We start from the raw sequence: 14,922 nt of genomic DNA on the forward strand, positions 1-14,922 counted from the left end.
CACTCAGCGCCCGGCACCCCCCGAACCCCGTCCCGCACCGCGCGAGAGAGGCCGGACCGTGACACGCACGACCGTACGCATCGCCATGAACGGCGTGACCGGACGCATGGGCTACCGCCAGCATCTGGTCCGCTCCCTCCTCGCCCTGCGGGAACAGGGCGGCCTCGACCTCGGGGACGGAACGGTCATCTGGCCCGAACCGGTGCTCGTCGGCCGCTCCGAACACAAGCTGCGGGCCCTGGCCGAACGCCACGGCCTACAGGACTTCAGCTGCGACCTCGACGCCGTACTGGCCGACGACAGCATCGACATCTACTTCGACGCCCAGGCCACCGCCGCCCGCGCGGAGGCGGTGAAGAAAGCGATTGCCGCCGGAAAGCATCTTTACGTCGAAAAGCCCACCGCCACCGACCTGTCCGGCGCCCTGGAGCTGGCCCGGATGGCCCGCGAGGCGGGCATCAAGCACGGCGTGGTCCAGGACAAGCTCTTCCTCCCCGGACTGCGCAAGCTCCGCCGCCTGGTGGAGGGCGGCTTCTTCGGCCGCATCCTGTCCGTACGGGGCGAGTTCGGCTACTGGGTCTTCGAGGGCGACTGGCAGCCGGCCCAGCGCCCCTCCTGGAACTACCGCGCCGAGGACGGCGGCGGCATCGCGGCCGATATGTTCCCGCACTGGGAATACGTCCTGCACGAGCTGTTCGGGCCGGTCAAGACCGTGCAGGCGCATATCACCACGCACATCCCGCGCCGCTGGGACGAGTCCGGCACGCCCTACGACGCCACCGCCGACGACGCCGCCTACGGGATCTTCGAGCTGGCCGGCGGGATCGTCGCGCAGATCAACTCCTCCTGGGCGGTGCGCGTGCACCGCGACGAACTGGTCGAGTTCCAGGTGGACGGCACCGAGGGCTCGGCCGTCGCGGGCCTGCGCGGCTGCCGCGTCCAGCACCGCGCCGGCACCCCCAAACCGGTCTGGAATCCGGATGTCGCGGCGGACGGACGCTTCCGCGAGCAGTGGCAGGAGGTCCCCGACAACGACGCGTTCGACAACGCCTTCAAGGCGCAGTGGGAGCTCTTCCTGCGGCATGTCGTACGCGACGAGCCCTGGCACTGGGACCTGGCGGCGGGCGCCCGCGGCGTCCAGCTCGCCGAACTCGGCCTGAAATCGTCCGCCGAGGGCCGCCGCCTGGACGTTCCGGAGCTGGGCAGGTGACCGCCACCGCGCCACCCCGCTCCCGTACGGTCTTCGCCGCGGCCCATGTGGTCCCCGACCCGGGCGCCGACACCGCCCCCGACGGCCCGGCCGCCCTCGACTGGGACGCCACCCTCGCCTTCCGCCACCACCTGTGGTCGCACGGCCTGGGGGTGGCCGAGGCGATGGACACCGCGCAGCGCGGAATGGGCCTGGACTGGCCGGCCGCCGCCCAGCTGATCCGCCGCACCGCCGCCGAGGCCCGTGCCGTCGGCGGCCTGCTGGCCTGCGGCGTCGGCACCGACCAACTTCCGCCGCACGGCGCCTCGTTGGCGGACGTCCGGAACGCGTACGAGGAACAGCTCGCTCTCGTCGAGGCGGCCGGCGCGCGCCCCATCCTGATGGCGTCCCGGCAGCTCGCCGCGGCCGCCACGGGCCCCGACGACTATCTGGACCTCTACGGCCACCTGCTGCGCCAGGCCACCGGACCGGTCATCCTGCACTGGCTGGGCCCGATGTTCGACCCGGCGCTGGAGGGCTACTGGGGCAGCACCGACCTGGACACCGCCACGAAGACGTTCCTGGAGATCACCGCCGGGCATCCCGGCAAGGTGGACGGCGTCAAGGTCTCCCTCCTGGACGCCGGCCGCGAGGTCGGGCTGCGCCGCCGGCTGCCGCAGGGAGTGCGCTGCTACACAGGCGATGACTTCCACTACCCCGAGTTGATCGCGGGCGACGAGCAGGGCTTCAGCGACGCCCTGCTGGGCGTCTTCGACCCGCTGGCCCCTCTGGCCGCCGACGCCGTACGCCTCCTGGACGCCGGGGACCGGGCGGGTTTCCGGGGCGTCCTGGACCCGACGGTCGCCCTCGCCCGGCACCTCTTCCAGCCACCCACCCGCTACTACAAGACCGGCGTGGTCCTGCTGGCCTGGCTCGCCGGGCACCAGTCGCACTTCAGCATGGTCGGCGGCCTCCAGGCGGCCCGCTCGCTGCCGCACCTGCGACGCGCCCACCAACTGGCCGACGAGCTCGGCCTGTTCCCCGACCGGGAGCTCGCCGCCGCCCGGATGCGCAACCTGCTCGCGGTGTACGGGACGGAGGACGCGTGACGGACGAGAAGGCCCCCTCCCGCCCGCACCCCGGCGGTGATGCCGGCCCGCTGTCCCGGCTGAGCCTCAATCAGGAGACCGTCCGGCAGTGGTCCCTCCCGGAGCTGGCGGACGGGTGTGCGCGGGCGGGCGTACGGGGCGTGGGCCTGTGGCGCGCGCCGGTGCAGCAGTACGGGGTGGCGGCGGCCGCCCGGCTCGTACGGGATGCCGGCCTGGAGGTGACCAGCCTGTGCCGGGGCGGCTTCTTCACCGCCGAGGACCCCGGGGAGCGCGCGGCCGCCCTGAAGGACAACCGGGCGGCCATCGAGGAAGCCGCGACGCTGGGCACCGGCACTCTGGTCCTGGTCTCCGGCGGGCTGCCGCCCGGCAGCCGCGATCTGCCCGGCGCCCGGGAGCGGATCGCGGACGCGCTGGGGGAGTTGGCGCCGTACGCCGCGGAGCGGGGCGTACGGCTGGCCATCGAACCGCTGCACCCGATGTACGCCGCGGACCGCTGCGTGGTCTCCACGCTCACCCAGGCCCTCGACCTCGCCGAGCGGTTCCCCGCCGACCAGGTGGGGGTCGTCGTCGACACCTACCACCTGTGGTGGGACGACACGGTCGGCGCGGCAATCGCCCGCGCGGGCGGGACCGGCGGGGGCGGATCGCGGATCGCCGCCTTCCAGTTGGCCGACTGGGTCACCCCGTTGCCCGAGGGAGTCCTCCTGGGGCGCGGGCAGCTCGGCGACGGATCGGTGGATCTGCGGTGGTTCCGGGAGCGGGTGGACGCGGCCGGCTACCAGGGGCCCATCGAGGTGGAGATCTTCAGCCCGGCCCTGTGGGAACGGGGCGGGGCACAGGTGCTGGCCGAGATCGTGGACCGCTTCGTCGCGCATGTCGGATGACCTCGGGCCGCCTTCGAGGACGGCACCACCGGCCGACGCCCGCGAACGCCACCTCGGGTAGCCGGAAAATAACCCAGCGGATGCGCAACCGTTGACGGCTCACGGAAGTCATAGCGGTCGTCGGCCTCAACGGGGCGGAACCGGGGGGATCCGGAGGCCGGCGAGAAGGGGAGGGAATCGAGGGGCCCGGCCACCGGGCGGGCCCCTCGATCGTGCACCGCGGACCGGCCGGGCCGGACGCGTTGTCAGACCCCGGCGGTACGGTCGGGTCATGGTCAACGCATCGGTGGTGGAAGGGGTCCTCGAGCGGATCACTTACGCCAATGAGGAGAACGGCTACACGGTCGCGCGGGTCGACACCGGCCGCGGCGCGGGCGATCTCCTCACGGTGGTCGGGGCGTTGCTGGGCGCGCAGCCGGGGGAATCGCTGCGGATGGAGGGGCGCTGGGGCTCCCATCCGCAGTACGGCAAGCAGTTCACCGTCGAGAACTACACCACCATCCTGCCGGCCACGATCCAGGGCATCCGCCGCTATCTGGGCTCCGGCCTCATCAAGGGCATCGGCCCGCGGATCGCCGACCGCATCGTCGAGCACTTCGGCACCGACACCCTGGACGTCATCGAGGAGCGTCCCGAGCGGCTGATCGAGGTGCCGGGCCTGGGCCCGAAGCGGACGAAGATGATCGGCGCGGCGTGGGAGGAGCAGAAGGCCATCAAGGAGGTGATGGTCTTCCTCCAGGGCGTCGGCGTCTCGACGTCCATCGCGGTGCGGATCTACAAGAAGTACGGCGACGCCTCCATCTCCGTCGTCCGCAACGAGCCCTACCGCCTGGCCGCCGACGTCTGGGGCATCGGCTTCCTGACGGCCGACCGCATCGCGCAGTCCGTGGGCATTCCGCACGACAGCCCGGACCGGGTCAAGGCAGGCCTCCAGTACGCGCTGTCGCAGTCGACGGACCAGGGGCACTGCTTCCTGCCCGAGGAGCGGCTGATCGCGGACGCGGTCAAGCTGCTCCAGGTGGACACCGGCCTGGTCATCGACTGCCTGGGGGAGCTGGCCGGCGACCCCGAGGGGGTGGTGCGCGAGCGGGTCCCGGACAAGGACGGCGAGCCGGTCACCGCCGTCTACCTGGTTCCGTTCCACCGCGCGGAGATCTCACTGGCCGGGCGGCTGACCCGGCTGCTGCGCACCGACGAGGACCGGATGCCGGCGTTCGGGGACGTGGACTGGGACAAGGCGCTGGCCTGGCTCGCCCGGCGTACGGGGGCCGAGCTGGCGCCGGAGCAGCAGGCGGCGGTGCGGCTGGCGCTGACGCGCAAGGTGGCGGTGCTGACCGGCGGGCCCGGCTGCGGCAAGTCCTTCACGGTCCGCTCCGTGGTGGAGCTGGCCCGCGCCAAGAAGGCCAAGGTGGTGCTCGCGGCGCCCACCGGCCGGGCGGCCAAGCGGCTCTCGGAGCTGACCGGGGCGGACGCCTCCACGGTCCACCGCCTCCTGGAGCTCAAGCCCGGCGGGGACGCCGCCTACGACGCGGACCGCCCGCTGGACGCCGATCTGGTGGTCGTCGACGAGGCGTCGATGCTGGACCTGCTGCTGGCCAACAAGCTCATCAAGGCGGTGCCGCCGGGCGCCCATCTGCTGCTGGTCGGGGACGTGGACCAGCTGCCGTCGGTGGGCGCGGGCGAGGTGCTGCGGGATCTGCTGGCCGAGTCGGGCCCGGTGCCGTCCGTGCGCCTGACCAGGATCTTCCGTCAGGCGCAGCAGTCCGGGGTGGTGACCAACGCGCACCGCATCAACTCCGGCGTTCCGCCGCTGACGACCGGCCTCAAGGACTTCTTCCTGTTCGCCGAGGAGGACACCGAGGCGGCCGGCCGGCTGACCGTCGAGGTGGCGGCCAGGCGGATCCCGGAGAAGTTCGGCCTAGACCCCCGCCGGGATGTCCAGGTGCTGGCCCCGATGCACCGCGGCCCGGCCGGTGCGGGCGCCCTGAACGGCCTGCTCCAGCAGGCCGTCACGCCCGCCCGGCCCGATCTGCCCGAGCGCCGGTTCGGTGGCCGGGTCTTCCGGGTGGGCGACAAGGTCACCCAGATCAGAAACAACTACGACAAGGGCCGCAACGGCGTCTTCAACGGCACGGTGGGCGTGGTCACGGACCTCAGCATCGACGACCAGCGGCTGACCGTGCGCACGGACGAGGACGAGGAGGTCCCTTACGACTTCGATGAATTGGACGAATTGGCACACGCCTATGCCGTGACGATCCACCGTTCGCAGGGTAGTGAGTATCCAGCGGTGGTGATTCCGGTCACGACCGGTGCGTGGATGATGCTGCAGCGCAATCTGCTGTATACCGCCGTGACCCGGGCGAAACGCCTGGTGGTGCTGGTCGGCTCCCGCAAGGCTCTGGGGCAGGCCGTTCGCACCGTATCCGCCGGTCGGCGGTGTACGGCGCTCGATCACCGCCTCGTCGGTGCGATGTGATGTCACTCCTCTTTCCCAATCGGGGCGAAGGGGAGCAGGATGGACACCGGCGCGGCACTGAGTGCCGCGACAGGGCCCTATGGCCGACCCCGAGTGCACATCCAAGGTCCAAATGGGGGAAGGTATAGGCAGTCAGGGCACCTCGAAGAAGAGGCACAACGTCGGTGAGGGATGACGTGAGCGACAACTCTGTAGTACTGCGTTACGGGGACGGCGAATACAGCTACCCGGTCGTCGACAGCAGTGTCGGCGACAAGGGCTTCGACATCTCGAAGCTGCGCGCCCAGACCGGTCTGGTGACCCTGGATTCCGGTTACGGCAACACCGCGGCATACAAATCCGCGATCACCTATCTCGATGGTGAACAGGGAATTCTTCGTTACCGCGGGTACCCGATCGAGCAGCTCGCAGAGCGCAGCACGTTCGTCGAGACCGCGTATCTCCTGATCAACGGCGAGTTGCCCACCGTCGACGAGCTGGCGGGCTTCAAGCAGGACATCACGTACCACACCCTGCTCCACGAGGACGTCAAGCGTTTCTACGACGGCTTCCCCCGGGATGCCCACCCGATGGCGATGCTGTCGTCGGTCGTCAGCGCGCTGTCGACCTTTTACCAGGACAGTCACAACCCGTTCGACGAGCGGCAGCGGCATATCTCCACGATCCGCCTGCTGGCCAAGCTCCCGACGATTGCGGCGTACGCCTACAAGAAGTCGGTCGGCCACCCGGTCGTCTACCCGAGCAACGACCTCGGTTATGTCGAGAACTTCCTGCGGATGACCTTCTCGGTGCCCGCCGCCGACTACGAGCTCGACCCGGTCGTGGTCAGCGCCCTGGACAAGCTGCTGATCCTGCACGCGGACCACGAGCAGAACTGCTCGACCTCGACGGTTCGCCTGGTCGGCTCCTCGCAGGCGAACCTCTTCGCCTCGATCTCGGCGGGCATCAACGCCCTGTGGGGCCCCCTGCACGGCGGCGCCAACCAGTCCGTGCTGGAGATGCTCGAGGGCATCCGGCGCGACGGCGGCGACGTCGACTCCTTCATCCGCAAGGTGAAGAACAAGGAAGACGGCGTGAAGCTCATGGGCTTCGGGCACCGCGTCTACAAGAACTTCGACCCCCGGGCGAAGATCATCAAGGCGGCGGCGCACGACGTCCTCTCGGCGCTCGGCAAGTCCGACGAGCTGCTGGACATCGCCCTCAAGCTGGAGGAGCACGCGCTCTCCGACGACTACTTCGTCTCGCGCAAGCTCTACCCGAACGTCGACTTCTACACCGGCCTGATCTACCGGGCCATGGGCTTCCCGACCGAGATGTTCACGGTGCTCTTCGCGCTCGGCCGGCTGCCCGGCTGGATCGCCCAGTGGCACGAGATGATCAAGGAGCCCGGCTCCCGTATCGGCCGCCCGCGGCAGATCTACACCGGAGTCGTCGAGCGCGACTTCGTGCCGGTCGAGGAGCGCTGACGGCCGCGCCCTGACGGCAGGCCGCTGAGCGTCCCGACGGCCGCTGAGCGCAGAAGGAAAAGCGCCCCGCCTCCAGATCCCCCCACGGGTCCAGAGCGCGGGGCGCTTCCCATGTCCCGGGTCGGATTCCCCCCACGGGATCCGTCCGGGCGTTTCGGGTTGCACCGCGATCCGCCGGGACGCGCACATTCGGGAGGGCCGCTCAAAGCTCCCCGGGCGCGTCGCCCCGGCCACGCGTAGCCGGGCACGATCCCCCAAGATCTGCACGGCTTGTGCGGTGCAAGCGCCGCCGGGGTGCTTGCACTGCCCGGTTAGACTCACGACCCCCCTCAATGGTTACGTTCCCATCAGTGTGATCTGGGTCTCTTGCCATAAACGGCGAATGTGGTCAAGAGGGATGAGTTGCGGATCGATGCGCTGGCGTATGGGTGTTGTGTCAGTTGTGAGAGCTATGTGAAAGTTCGTAGCCGCGGGCCTGTTGGCAACCACAGAGACCGACGAGAAGGCCATCGCGGCACCCGCGATCATCGAGTTCAGTAGACCGGCCGCCGTCGGCGGCATGGCCCGCGCCACCGGGTGCTCCGGGGTGTGCTCCAGCGCCCCGGTCAGCCGCAGCGGCTCGCCCTCCGTGACGCCGTCGGCCGCGCCGCGGCCGCCCGTAGCGCACGAGGCGCAGGTCACCCGCTGATCGCGAGCTGTACCTGCGCCTGTGCGGTGGATCCGGCCGTGCGGGTCAGGCCAGGCCCACGAGTTCGTAGCCGGCCTCGTCGACGGCCGCGCGCACTGCCTCGTCGTCGAGCGGGACGGCGGAGGTGACGGTCACCAGTCCGGTGGCCGCGACCGCCTGCACCGAGCTCACCCCCGCGATCTCGGAGATCTCGGACGAGACGGCACCCTCGCAGTGCCCGCAGGTCATGCCGGTGACCTTGTACGTGGTGGTCACCTCGCCGGCCTGGGCGGCGCCGGCGCCCGAGTGGCAGGAGCCCTCGGGGGTGCAGCAGGAGCCGTTCGACGTGGTGGCTGCGTCGGAGGTGGCAGACGTGGCGGTCATGGGTTTCTCCTCGTGGTGCCGGTATGCGGTGTGTGCCGTAGGTGCTGTGCGTTCCGTACGTTTCGTGCGTTCCGTGTGTAACACGTGGTGCCGAAATGCCGGGAGCGGCGCCGATGGCGGCCGGCGCCTCCCCATGCCTCCAACTGTATACCCCTAGGGGGTATCAATCCAACCTTGCTGCGCCACGCGTTGCCGTGCGCCCCGCCACGCGTCAGCCTTGGGGTACGGACTCGGGGCGGATCCGAGGAGGCGGCCGGATGGACGTATTCGCCTACGGCCTGCTGGCGCTCACCACCCTGCCACCGCTGGTCCCCAATTCCGCGCTGCTTGTCACGGCCGGAGTACTCGCCGCCCGGGGTGATGCGTTCCTGCCCCTGATCCTGCTGGTCGTCGCGGGCAGCGCGCTGCTGGGGGACGTCCTGATGTATCTCGTTGCGCGACGGTTCGGCGGCCCCGTACGGAAGTGGCTGCAACGCCGGCCGCGCCGCCGGGCGCTGCTGGAGTGGACCTCCGCCCGCATCCAGCGCTACGGCCTGCCCTTCGTGATCGGCGTACGGTTCCTGCCCAGCGGACGGATCGCCGGCGCGCTGGCGTCCGGAGTCCTGCGCTACCCCCGGCGCAAATACGTGATCGGCGCGGGCTGCGCCGAGGCGTTGTGGGCGACCTATTCGGTCGGCCTCGGCTACATGGGCAGCGCCGCGGCGGGCGACCCCTTCTACGCCGCGGGCATCGGCATCGGCGTCTCGTGCGTGATCGCCGCGGCGGGCACGGGCGTCCAGTGGGCCGCCCGCCGCCGCGCCCTGCGGATGCCGGCGCAGGGCGGTGGAGCGGCGGAGCCGGGCGAGGCGCACAAAGGCACCGGAGAAGGCGAAGGGGGTGCGAACGGGTCGGCCGGGCCCGGTCGTCGCCACACCTCAACTACCGCACTGACCAGGGACTTCGAGCCACCCGAAGGGCGCGGTGGCCGGACTCGCAGCCCGCTGTCCTAGTGGCGGCCGATTGTCAGTGGCAGGTCCTACGGTGGACTGCATGACGTGGGGAACAGGCGCACCACGGGTGCGGATCGAGGAGTGGACGGCGCACGACATCGACCTACTGCACAGGCTCAACACGCCGGAGATGACCGAGCATCTCGGCGGCCCGGAATCCGAGGCGCAAGTGGCCGCCCGGCACGGGCGGTATCTCGGGCTCGACGGGACGGGCCGGATGTTCCGGGTGCTGCTGACGGCGGGGGACGAGACGCAGGGCGGCGGGCGGACGGGCCGCTCCGAGGAGACGGTGGTGGGTTCGGTCGGCTACTGGGAGCTGACCTGGCGGGGCGAGCGGGCGTATGAGACGGGGTGGGGCGTGCTGCCGGATTACCAGGGGCGGGGCATCGCGGCGGCCGCGGCGCGGGAGGTCATAGTCGCGGCCGGAGCCGCGGGGCGGCATCGGTATCTGCATGCCTTCCCCTCGGTGGAGCACCACGCGTCCAACGCCGTGTGCCGGAAAGCGGGCTTCGGCTTCCGGGAGGAATGCGAAATCGAGTACCCCAAAGGACACCGGATGCGGGCCAACAACTGGCGGGTCGATCTGAAGGCCGATGGATCCCTCAACTCCCTCACTGAAGAAGCAGGTTGAGACTGGAAAGGGCGGTGAACGCCAGCACCAGCTTTTCGAAGAGGGCCTGGTCGATGCGGTGCACGCACGCGCGCCCGAGGAAGGCGCCGACGAGTACGGCCAGGGCGAGCGCCGCGTCCAGCGCCAGGGCGGGAGGCGTGAGCAGTCCCAGCGCGAGGCTGAACGGCAGCTTGAAGAGATTGACGATCAGAAAGAACCAGGCACCGGTGCCCAGGAACCCGAGCATGGACAGGCCGGAGGTGAGCAGATAGAGGGACATGGCCGGGCCGCCGGCGTTGGCGACCATGGTGGCGAAACCGGCGACCAGACCGAAGAACAGTGCCTGCGCACGCCGTTGGCGGCGGGCGGGCGCGGCCTTCGCGCCCTCCGTCGGCGTGACCGCGCGCCGCTCCCGCGTCCGCCGCCACAGGTGGTGCAGCACGATCGTCAGCAGCAGCGCGCCGATGGTGCGGCGGACGACGGCGTCATCGGTCCGGGCGACGAATACGGCGCCGATCAGGACGCCGGCCGCGACCGAGGGCAACAGCCGCAGCAGAGCGGGCCAGTCGGCATGCCGACGGTAGGCGCGGACCGCCACCACATCGCCGACGAGGAGCAGCGGCAGCAGCGCGCCGGTGGATTCCTTGGCGGGCAGTACGGCGGCGAACAGCGCGACGCTGAGCGCTCCCACGCCACTGATGGCAGTCTTGGAGACCCCCACCAGCAGCGCGGCGAGCACCAGCACGCCCAGGCCTATGACGCCGGGATCGGTCACGCGCCCGGCGCCGTACCGCCGTTGCCGCCCGCGGCCGCGCCGGCCGCCCGGCCGGCGGTGGCGCGGATGTCCGCGACGGCGACCGGCTCGCCGGTCCGGCGGGAGCGGTCGCACGCCTCGGCGACATACAGCGCCTCCAGCGCCTCGGCCGGCGAGCACGGGTTCGCCGCCCGGCCCGCCGCGACCTCGGCGAAGACGCCCAGCTCGGTGACGTACGCGTCGTGGAAGCGCTCCATGAATGTGGCGTACGGGGCGGCCGACCGCTGCCACGACAGCTTCGCCTCCGCCGACGGCAGCGGCGCGCGGTCGTCCAGACCCACGAAGCGGGCGCCCTCGGAGCCGCAGACCTCCAGCCGGACGTCGTGGCCCGCGCCGTTGTAGCGGGTCGCGGTGACGGTGGCCAGGGTGTCGTCGTCGAATCGCAGCAGCGCCGCGCAGGTATCGACGTCATCGCCGTCGGCGAACAAGGAGGCGCCGCGGTTGGAACCCTGCGCGTAGACCGAGATCACCTCGCGGCCGGTCAGCCAGCGCAGGATGTCGAAGTCATGGATGCTGCAGTCCCGGAACAGCCCGCCGGACGTGGGGATGTAGCCGGCCGGCGGCGGCGTCTGATCGCTGGTGCAGGCGCGCAGGGTGTGCAGCCAGCCCAGCTCGCCGGAGCGCAGCGCCTCGCGGGCGGTGCGGTAGCCCGCGTCGAAGCGCCGCTGGAAACCGATCTGTACGGGCACGGTCCCGGCCTCCGCCCGCTCCACCACGCCGATGGTGCCGCGCACGTCCAGCGCCACCGGCTTCTCGCAGAACACCGGCACCCCCGCGTCCAGCGCCTGATGGATGAGCGCGGCGTGCGCGCTGGTCGCGGCGGTGATCACCACGCCGTCCAGCCCGTCCGCGTACATCTCCTCGATGCCCGCGGCGGCCCGTACGCCGAGCGACGCCGCCAGCGAGGCGGCGCGCGCGGTGTCCACGTCCGCGACCACGAGGTCGGTGACGCCGGGGACGTTCTGCAGGGTCGCGGCGTGGAACGCGCCGATGCGCCCGGTGCCGATCAGCCCGATCTTCATGCGTCGGTTCCTTTCCAGGGAGCTTTCGGGAGACAGGGGGAAGAGGGAGGAGGGGGAGGAGGGGGAGGAGGGGGAGGGAGTTTCCGGGGCCCGAGGTGATGGCCATCAATGCGGCGGGCATCTTCCGGCTTCCGGCATCCGGCGTCCGGCACGAGCGTCCGGCACCGGCGTCCGACATCAGACACCGGCATCCGGCAACCGCGTCGAGTATCAAGCGTTGGAACGGTCCAACATCTGACCGCCCTGGCACCCTGCATGTCCGGTCATCCGCATGTCAACCCTTGCGTGCGGAGCCAGCGGGGAACGAGGCGAAGGGCAACCGGCAAGGAGGCAATGGGGTTGAAGGGGCAACGGGGCAACGGGGCAACGGGACGACGTCACGACGGGCGTTGACGTCGCCGTGGCCCGATGGAAGGATCTCGCTCATGGAACGGTCCAATTCGAGACCCCCCGTGGACCGGCCCCCGACGATCCGTGGCGTGGCCGAGCGCGCCGGGGTCTCCAAATCCCTGGTCTCCCTCGTCCTCCAGGGCTCACCGCGGGTCAGCGACGCCAAGCGGCAGGCCGTCCTCGACGCGATCGATGAGCTCGGCTACCGGCCCAACGCCGCCGCCCGCAGCCTGGTGGCGCGCCGTACCCACACCGTGGGCGTGCTGCTGAACGACATGCGCAACCCCTGGTTCGTCGAACTGCTCGACGGCCTGAACTCCGTACTGCACGCCCATGGCCTGCGCATGCTGATGGCCGACAGCAGGCTGGGCCGCCGTACCGGCGAGGACTTCACCCGCGCGTTCCTGGAGCTGCGGGTGGACGGGCTGGTCGCGGTGGGCACCCTGCCAGACACCGGCGCGCTCGCCGAGGTGGCCGAGCGGCTGCCGACCGTGGTCGCGGGCAGCCACGATCCGCGGCTGCCGCGGGTGGACACCGTCGCCAACGACGACGAGCGCGGCGCCCGGCTGGCCACCGAGCACCTCATCGGCCTCGGCCACCGCCGGATCGCCCATATCGCCGGCCGCGGCAGCGTCGGCGAGCTGCGGCAACGCGGGTTCGAGGCGGCGATGCGCGCGCACGGGCTCGGCGCGGAGATGACGGTCGAGCCGAGCGACGCCACCGAGGAGGGCGGCTACCGGGCGGCCGTGCGGATGCTCGGCGGCCGGACAGCAGGGGACCGCGAACGGCCCACCGCCGTCTTCGCATTCAACGACATCGCCGCCGTCGGCGTGCTGTCGGCGGCGCAGGAGCTGGGCCTCGAGGTGCCGCGCGACCTCTCCCTCATCGGCTGCGACAACACCTACCTCGCCCGCATTCGGCACCTGTGGCTGAGCACGGTCAACAACGCGAGTTACGACGTCGGACGCCGGGCCGCGCAGTGCCTGCTGGACCGGATGGAGCGCCCCGACCGGCCCGCCGACCGCCGGCTGGTCGTCCCCTCCCTGGAGATCCGCGGCTCCGCGGCACCGCTCCCTTAGCAGCCATCCCGCCAGAGGGCATCCCACCAGAAGCCATCCCACCAGAGAGCATCCCGCGAGCGGACATTCCACCTTGGCCGGCCGTGACTTGTCCGGACCCGCTGACCGCCCGGAGCCGCTGACCAGCCGGACTCGGTCACCGACCGGACTCGGTGACCGGGGTGTCCGGTCCATCTCCCGCAGCGGCGCCAGCGCCTCCCGCGCGGCGTCGCCGTCCTCGGTCGCCTACGCCGCATCGAGCTCCTCCGCGGTCCGGTCGAAGTCCTTGCGTATGCGCTCGAAGAGCTGCACCCAGTCGAAGACCGCGATGTCCCCGATGTCCACGCCATCAGGAACTCGGCCGCCTCGGCCGGTTTTCCCCCGGCCGCGAGGAGCTTGCCCAGCTCGATCTTGCAGTCGAGACGGCCCATGTCCCAGCCCGCTCGGAACCAACTGGCCGCCTCCGGGTCGCCGTTCTCCCGGAGCGGTACGGCCAGACCGTACGCACAGCCGGAGTGGCGGTCGGCGGCGAGGCGGTAGAGCCGCTCGGCCTCCGGGCGGTCACCGCGGATCTTGCGGTAGCGGGCGAGGGTGTATGCGGAGAAGGCGTCGCCCGCCTCGGCCGCCCGGTCCCAGTAGGGGATCCCCTCGTCGACCCAGCGGCCGAAGACAAAGAAGTCGGTGTGCCGACGGGCGGTCGCCTCGTCACCCGCGAGGGCGGCGACGAGGCCCTTGCCCCGGGCCTCGATGGTCTGCGTCTCGTTCTTGTGCCATGCGCGAGATCGCTTCATCCTGCCGGAGCCCCGGCCAACGGTGGCCTGCCGGTACGGAGTTCACCGGCTGCGCGCCGTGGTGCGCCAGGCGTACCACGGCACCGCGTGGAGGTTCGGCGCCAGGCGCGGCGCCCATGACTGTGGGCCCCGCGCCGGACGGGGCCCACGAGTCGCGGATCCGTGTCGGACCCGCCGTCACCGCAGATGGTGGCAGGGGCGGTTCACTGTGCCCGTTCGCGCCGGCCCCGGTGGCCGGGCCGGCGCGCCACCCAGGCTCTGACCGTATCGGCGAACCAGTACGGTTTGCCGCCCTCCACCAGATCCGGCTCCGGCAGCAGCCCGTGCTTGCGGTACGAGCGCACGGTGTCCGGCTGCACCTGGATATGTGCGGCGATCTCCTTGTACGACCAGAGCCTTCGGTCGGTCATCTCTGCGCACCTCCTTGGCGCCGTCTGCAGGGTCGGCCCGGAAGCCGGCGGGGGGCTGCGTACGGCTTGAACAACACTCAGCCTGTGCCCGGACAACGACAGTCAGTGAGCGGCGGGGAGGGGCTGTTGAACGGCTGTGACGGAAGACCCGCGCAACGGTGACAGCCGTGACGGAGACGGGACGGCTGTGACACAAGGGTGGTGTGGCGCGAGGGCGGTGTGACGCAAGGGGCGGCGGGCCGCCCCCGCCCCTGACCGGGGCGGCCCGCCGCTCGGGTGTGATGTGGATCAGGAGTAGAGCGCCCGCCACGTCTTCTTGCCGACCTTGCCGTCGGCGGTCAGGTGGTGGCGCGACTGGAACTTCTTCACCGCGGCGCGGGTCTTGGGGCCGAAGTTCCCCGTGACGTCGCCCCAGGGGAGGTAACGGCGGTTCGCCAGCAGGCACTGCACCTGCGACACGCGGGCGCCGCGCTGACCGTAGACGGTGAGCGCGGTGCCGCTGTAGTACGCACAGGCCGCCATGGTCCCGGTCGGCGCGGCGGCGGGCGCGGCTGCGGAGGCCGGACCGGTGAGAAGTCCGGCGGCCAGCAGACCCGCGGCCGCGGTCAGAACGGCCGCGCGTGTGGTGGTACGACGCATTGTTCGGGCATTCACTGATTC

At 71.2% G+C, this 14,922-nt stretch carries 14 protein-coding genes and 1 pseudogene; 8 read left to right on the plus strand and 7 right to left on the minus strand.

Going from position 1 to position 14,922, the window contains the following annotated elements:
- The first annotated feature begins 58 nt into the window (after nucleotides 1-58).
- From ACIRPT_RS07360 to ACIRPT_RS07380, 5 genes are all read left to right on the plus strand, one after another.
- The gene (locus tag ACIRPT_RS07360; protein WP_403823647.1) at nucleotides 59-1,210 is read left to right on the plus strand and encodes a Gfo/Idh/MocA family protein; all 1,152 of its coding nucleotides are present in this window, start codon (nucleotides 59-61) and stop codon (nucleotides 1,208-1,210) included.
- Nucleotides 1,207-2,298 carry a dihydrodipicolinate synthase family protein gene (locus ACIRPT_RS07365; RefSeq protein ID WP_403823649.1) on the plus strand — a complete coding sequence of 364 codons (1,092 nt, stop codon included), beginning with the start codon at nucleotides 1,207-1,209 and terminating at the stop codon, nucleotides 2,296-2,298. The genes ACIRPT_RS07360 and ACIRPT_RS07365 overlap by 4 nt, the downstream gene beginning before the upstream one ends.
- Nucleotides 2,295-3,182: a sugar phosphate isomerase/epimerase family protein gene (locus tag ACIRPT_RS07370; RefSeq protein WP_403823652.1), complete on the plus strand. Its 888-nt coding sequence runs from the start codon at nucleotides 2,295-2,297 to the stop codon at nucleotides 3,180-3,182. Before ACIRPT_RS07365 ends, ACIRPT_RS07370 begins: the two co-directional genes overlap by 4 nt.
- 271 nt (nucleotides 3,183-3,453) lie before the next feature.
- Nucleotides 3,454-5,661, plus strand: a complete 2,208-nt coding sequence (locus ACIRPT_RS07375) for an ATP-dependent RecD-like DNA helicase (RefSeq protein ID WP_403823655.1) — start codon at nucleotides 3,454-3,456, stop codon at nucleotides 5,659-5,661.
- A 176-nt stretch (nucleotides 5,662-5,837) separates the two neighbouring features.
- Nucleotides 5,838-7,127: a citrate synthase gene (locus tag ACIRPT_RS07380; RefSeq protein WP_403823658.1), complete on the plus strand. Its 1,290-nt coding sequence runs from the start codon at nucleotides 5,838-5,840 to the stop codon at nucleotides 7,125-7,127.
- A gap of 453 nt (nucleotides 7,128-7,580) precedes the next feature.
- Here the strand turns inward: ACIRPT_RS07380 and ACIRPT_RS07385 are convergent.
- Together ACIRPT_RS07385 and ACIRPT_RS07390 are read right to left on the minus strand one after the other, a co-directional pair.
- Nucleotides 7,581-7,691 (minus strand): annotated as a pseudogene (locus ACIRPT_RS07385) (cation-transporting P-type ATPase); the annotation flags it as partial.
- 169 nt (nucleotides 7,692-7,860) lie between these two features.
- A complete protein-coding gene (locus tag ACIRPT_RS07390; protein WP_403823661.1) occupies nucleotides 7,861-8,178 on the minus strand; it encodes a heavy-metal-associated domain-containing protein in 318 nt (105 codons plus the stop codon).
- Between the two features lie 257 nt (nucleotides 8,179-8,435).
- Between ACIRPT_RS07390 and ACIRPT_RS07395 the strand changes: the two genes are divergently transcribed.
- Together ACIRPT_RS07395 and ACIRPT_RS07400 are read left to right on the plus strand one after the other, a co-directional pair.
- Nucleotides 8,436-9,167 carry a DedA family protein gene (locus ACIRPT_RS07395; protein WP_403823664.1) on the plus strand — a complete coding sequence of 244 codons (732 nt, stop codon included), beginning with the start codon at nucleotides 8,436-8,438 and terminating at the stop codon, nucleotides 9,165-9,167.
- A 40-nt stretch (nucleotides 9,168-9,207) separates the two neighbouring features.
- On the plus strand, nucleotides 9,208-9,798 hold the full coding sequence (locus ACIRPT_RS07400) for a GNAT family N-acetyltransferase (protein ID WP_403823667.1): 591 nt from the start codon (nucleotides 9,208-9,210) through the stop codon (nucleotides 9,796-9,798).
- Here the strand turns inward: ACIRPT_RS07400 and ACIRPT_RS07405 are convergent.
- Both ACIRPT_RS07405 and ACIRPT_RS07410 read right to left on the minus strand, forming a co-directional pair.
- Nucleotides 9,779-10,552, minus strand: coding sequence for a sulfite exporter TauE/SafE family protein (locus tag ACIRPT_RS07405; RefSeq protein ID WP_403823670.1), 774 nt, complete (start codon nucleotides 10,550-10,552; stop codon nucleotides 9,779-9,781). The two genes, ACIRPT_RS07400 and ACIRPT_RS07405, sit on opposite strands and share 20 nt — an antisense overlap.
- Complete coding sequence (locus tag ACIRPT_RS07410; protein WP_403823673.1) at nucleotides 10,549-11,613, minus strand: Gfo/Idh/MocA family oxidoreductase; 1,065 nt, start codon at nucleotides 11,611-11,613, stop codon at nucleotides 10,549-10,551. Before ACIRPT_RS07410 ends, ACIRPT_RS07405 begins: the two co-directional genes overlap by 4 nt.
- Nucleotides 11,614-12,038: 425 nt before the next feature.
- Between ACIRPT_RS07410 and ACIRPT_RS07415 the strand changes: the two genes are divergently transcribed.
- A complete protein-coding gene (locus ACIRPT_RS07415) occupies nucleotides 12,039-13,082 on the plus strand; it encodes a LacI family DNA-binding transcriptional regulator (protein ID WP_403823676.1) in 1,044 nt (347 codons plus the stop codon).
- Here ACIRPT_RS07415 and ACIRPT_RS07420 read toward each other — a convergent pair.
- From ACIRPT_RS07420 to ACIRPT_RS07430, 3 genes are all read right to left on the minus strand, one after another.
- Complete coding sequence (locus tag ACIRPT_RS07420; RefSeq protein ID WP_403823679.1) at nucleotides 13,079-13,852, minus strand: hypothetical protein; 774 nt, start codon at nucleotides 13,850-13,852, stop codon at nucleotides 13,079-13,081. The genes ACIRPT_RS07415 and ACIRPT_RS07420 overlap by 4 nt on opposite strands.
- A 203-nt stretch (nucleotides 13,853-14,055) precedes the next feature.
- The gene (locus ACIRPT_RS07425) at nucleotides 14,056-14,262 is read right to left on the minus strand and encodes a helix-turn-helix transcriptional regulator (RefSeq protein WP_403506298.1); all 207 of its coding nucleotides are present in this window, start codon (nucleotides 14,260-14,262) and stop codon (nucleotides 14,056-14,058) included.
- A 288-nt stretch (nucleotides 14,263-14,550) separates the two neighbouring features.
- Nucleotides 14,551-14,916, minus strand: coding sequence for a peptidoglycan-binding protein (locus tag ACIRPT_RS07430; RefSeq protein ID WP_403823682.1), 366 nt, complete (start codon nucleotides 14,914-14,916; stop codon nucleotides 14,551-14,553).
- Nucleotides 14,917-14,922 lie beyond the last annotated feature (6 nt).

Origin of the sequence: Streptomyces sp. NPDC101227 (assembly GCF_044767545.1) — a bacterium.
Taxonomy (GTDB): Bacteria; Actinomycetota; Actinomycetes; order Streptomycetales; family Streptomycetaceae; genus Streptomyces.

Excerpts from the sequence above, each read along its gene's own strand:
- ACIRPT_RS07375 (WP_403823655.1), top strand. The coding sequence starts at position 3,454 with ATGGTCAACGCATCGGTGGTGGAAGGGGTCCTCGAGCGGATCACTTAC.
- ACIRPT_RS07390 (WP_403823661.1), bottom strand. The coding sequence starts at position 8,178 with ATGACCGCCACGTCTGCCACCTCCGACGCAGCCACCACGTCGAACGGC.
- ACIRPT_RS07395 (WP_403823664.1), top strand. The coding sequence starts at position 8,436 with ATGGACGTATTCGCCTACGGCCTGCTGGCGCTCACCACCCTGCCACCG.
- ACIRPT_RS07400 (WP_403823667.1), top strand. The coding sequence starts at position 9,208 with ATGACGTGGGGAACAGGCGCACCACGGGTGCGGATCGAGGAGTGGACG.
- ACIRPT_RS07410 (WP_403823673.1), bottom strand. The coding sequence starts at position 11,613 with ATGAAGATCGGGCTGATCGGCACCGGGCGCATCGGCGCGTTCCACGCC.
- ACIRPT_RS07415 (WP_403823676.1), top strand. The coding sequence starts at position 12,039 with ATGGAACGGTCCAATTCGAGACCCCCCGTGGACCGGCCCCCGACGATC.
- ACIRPT_RS07420 (WP_403823679.1), bottom strand. The coding sequence starts at position 13,852 with ATGAAGCGATCTCGCGCATGGCACAAGAACGAGACGCAGACCATCGAG.
- ACIRPT_RS07425 (WP_403506298.1), bottom strand. The coding sequence starts at position 14,262 with ATGACCGACCGAAGGCTCTGGTCGTACAAGGAGATCGCCGCACATATC.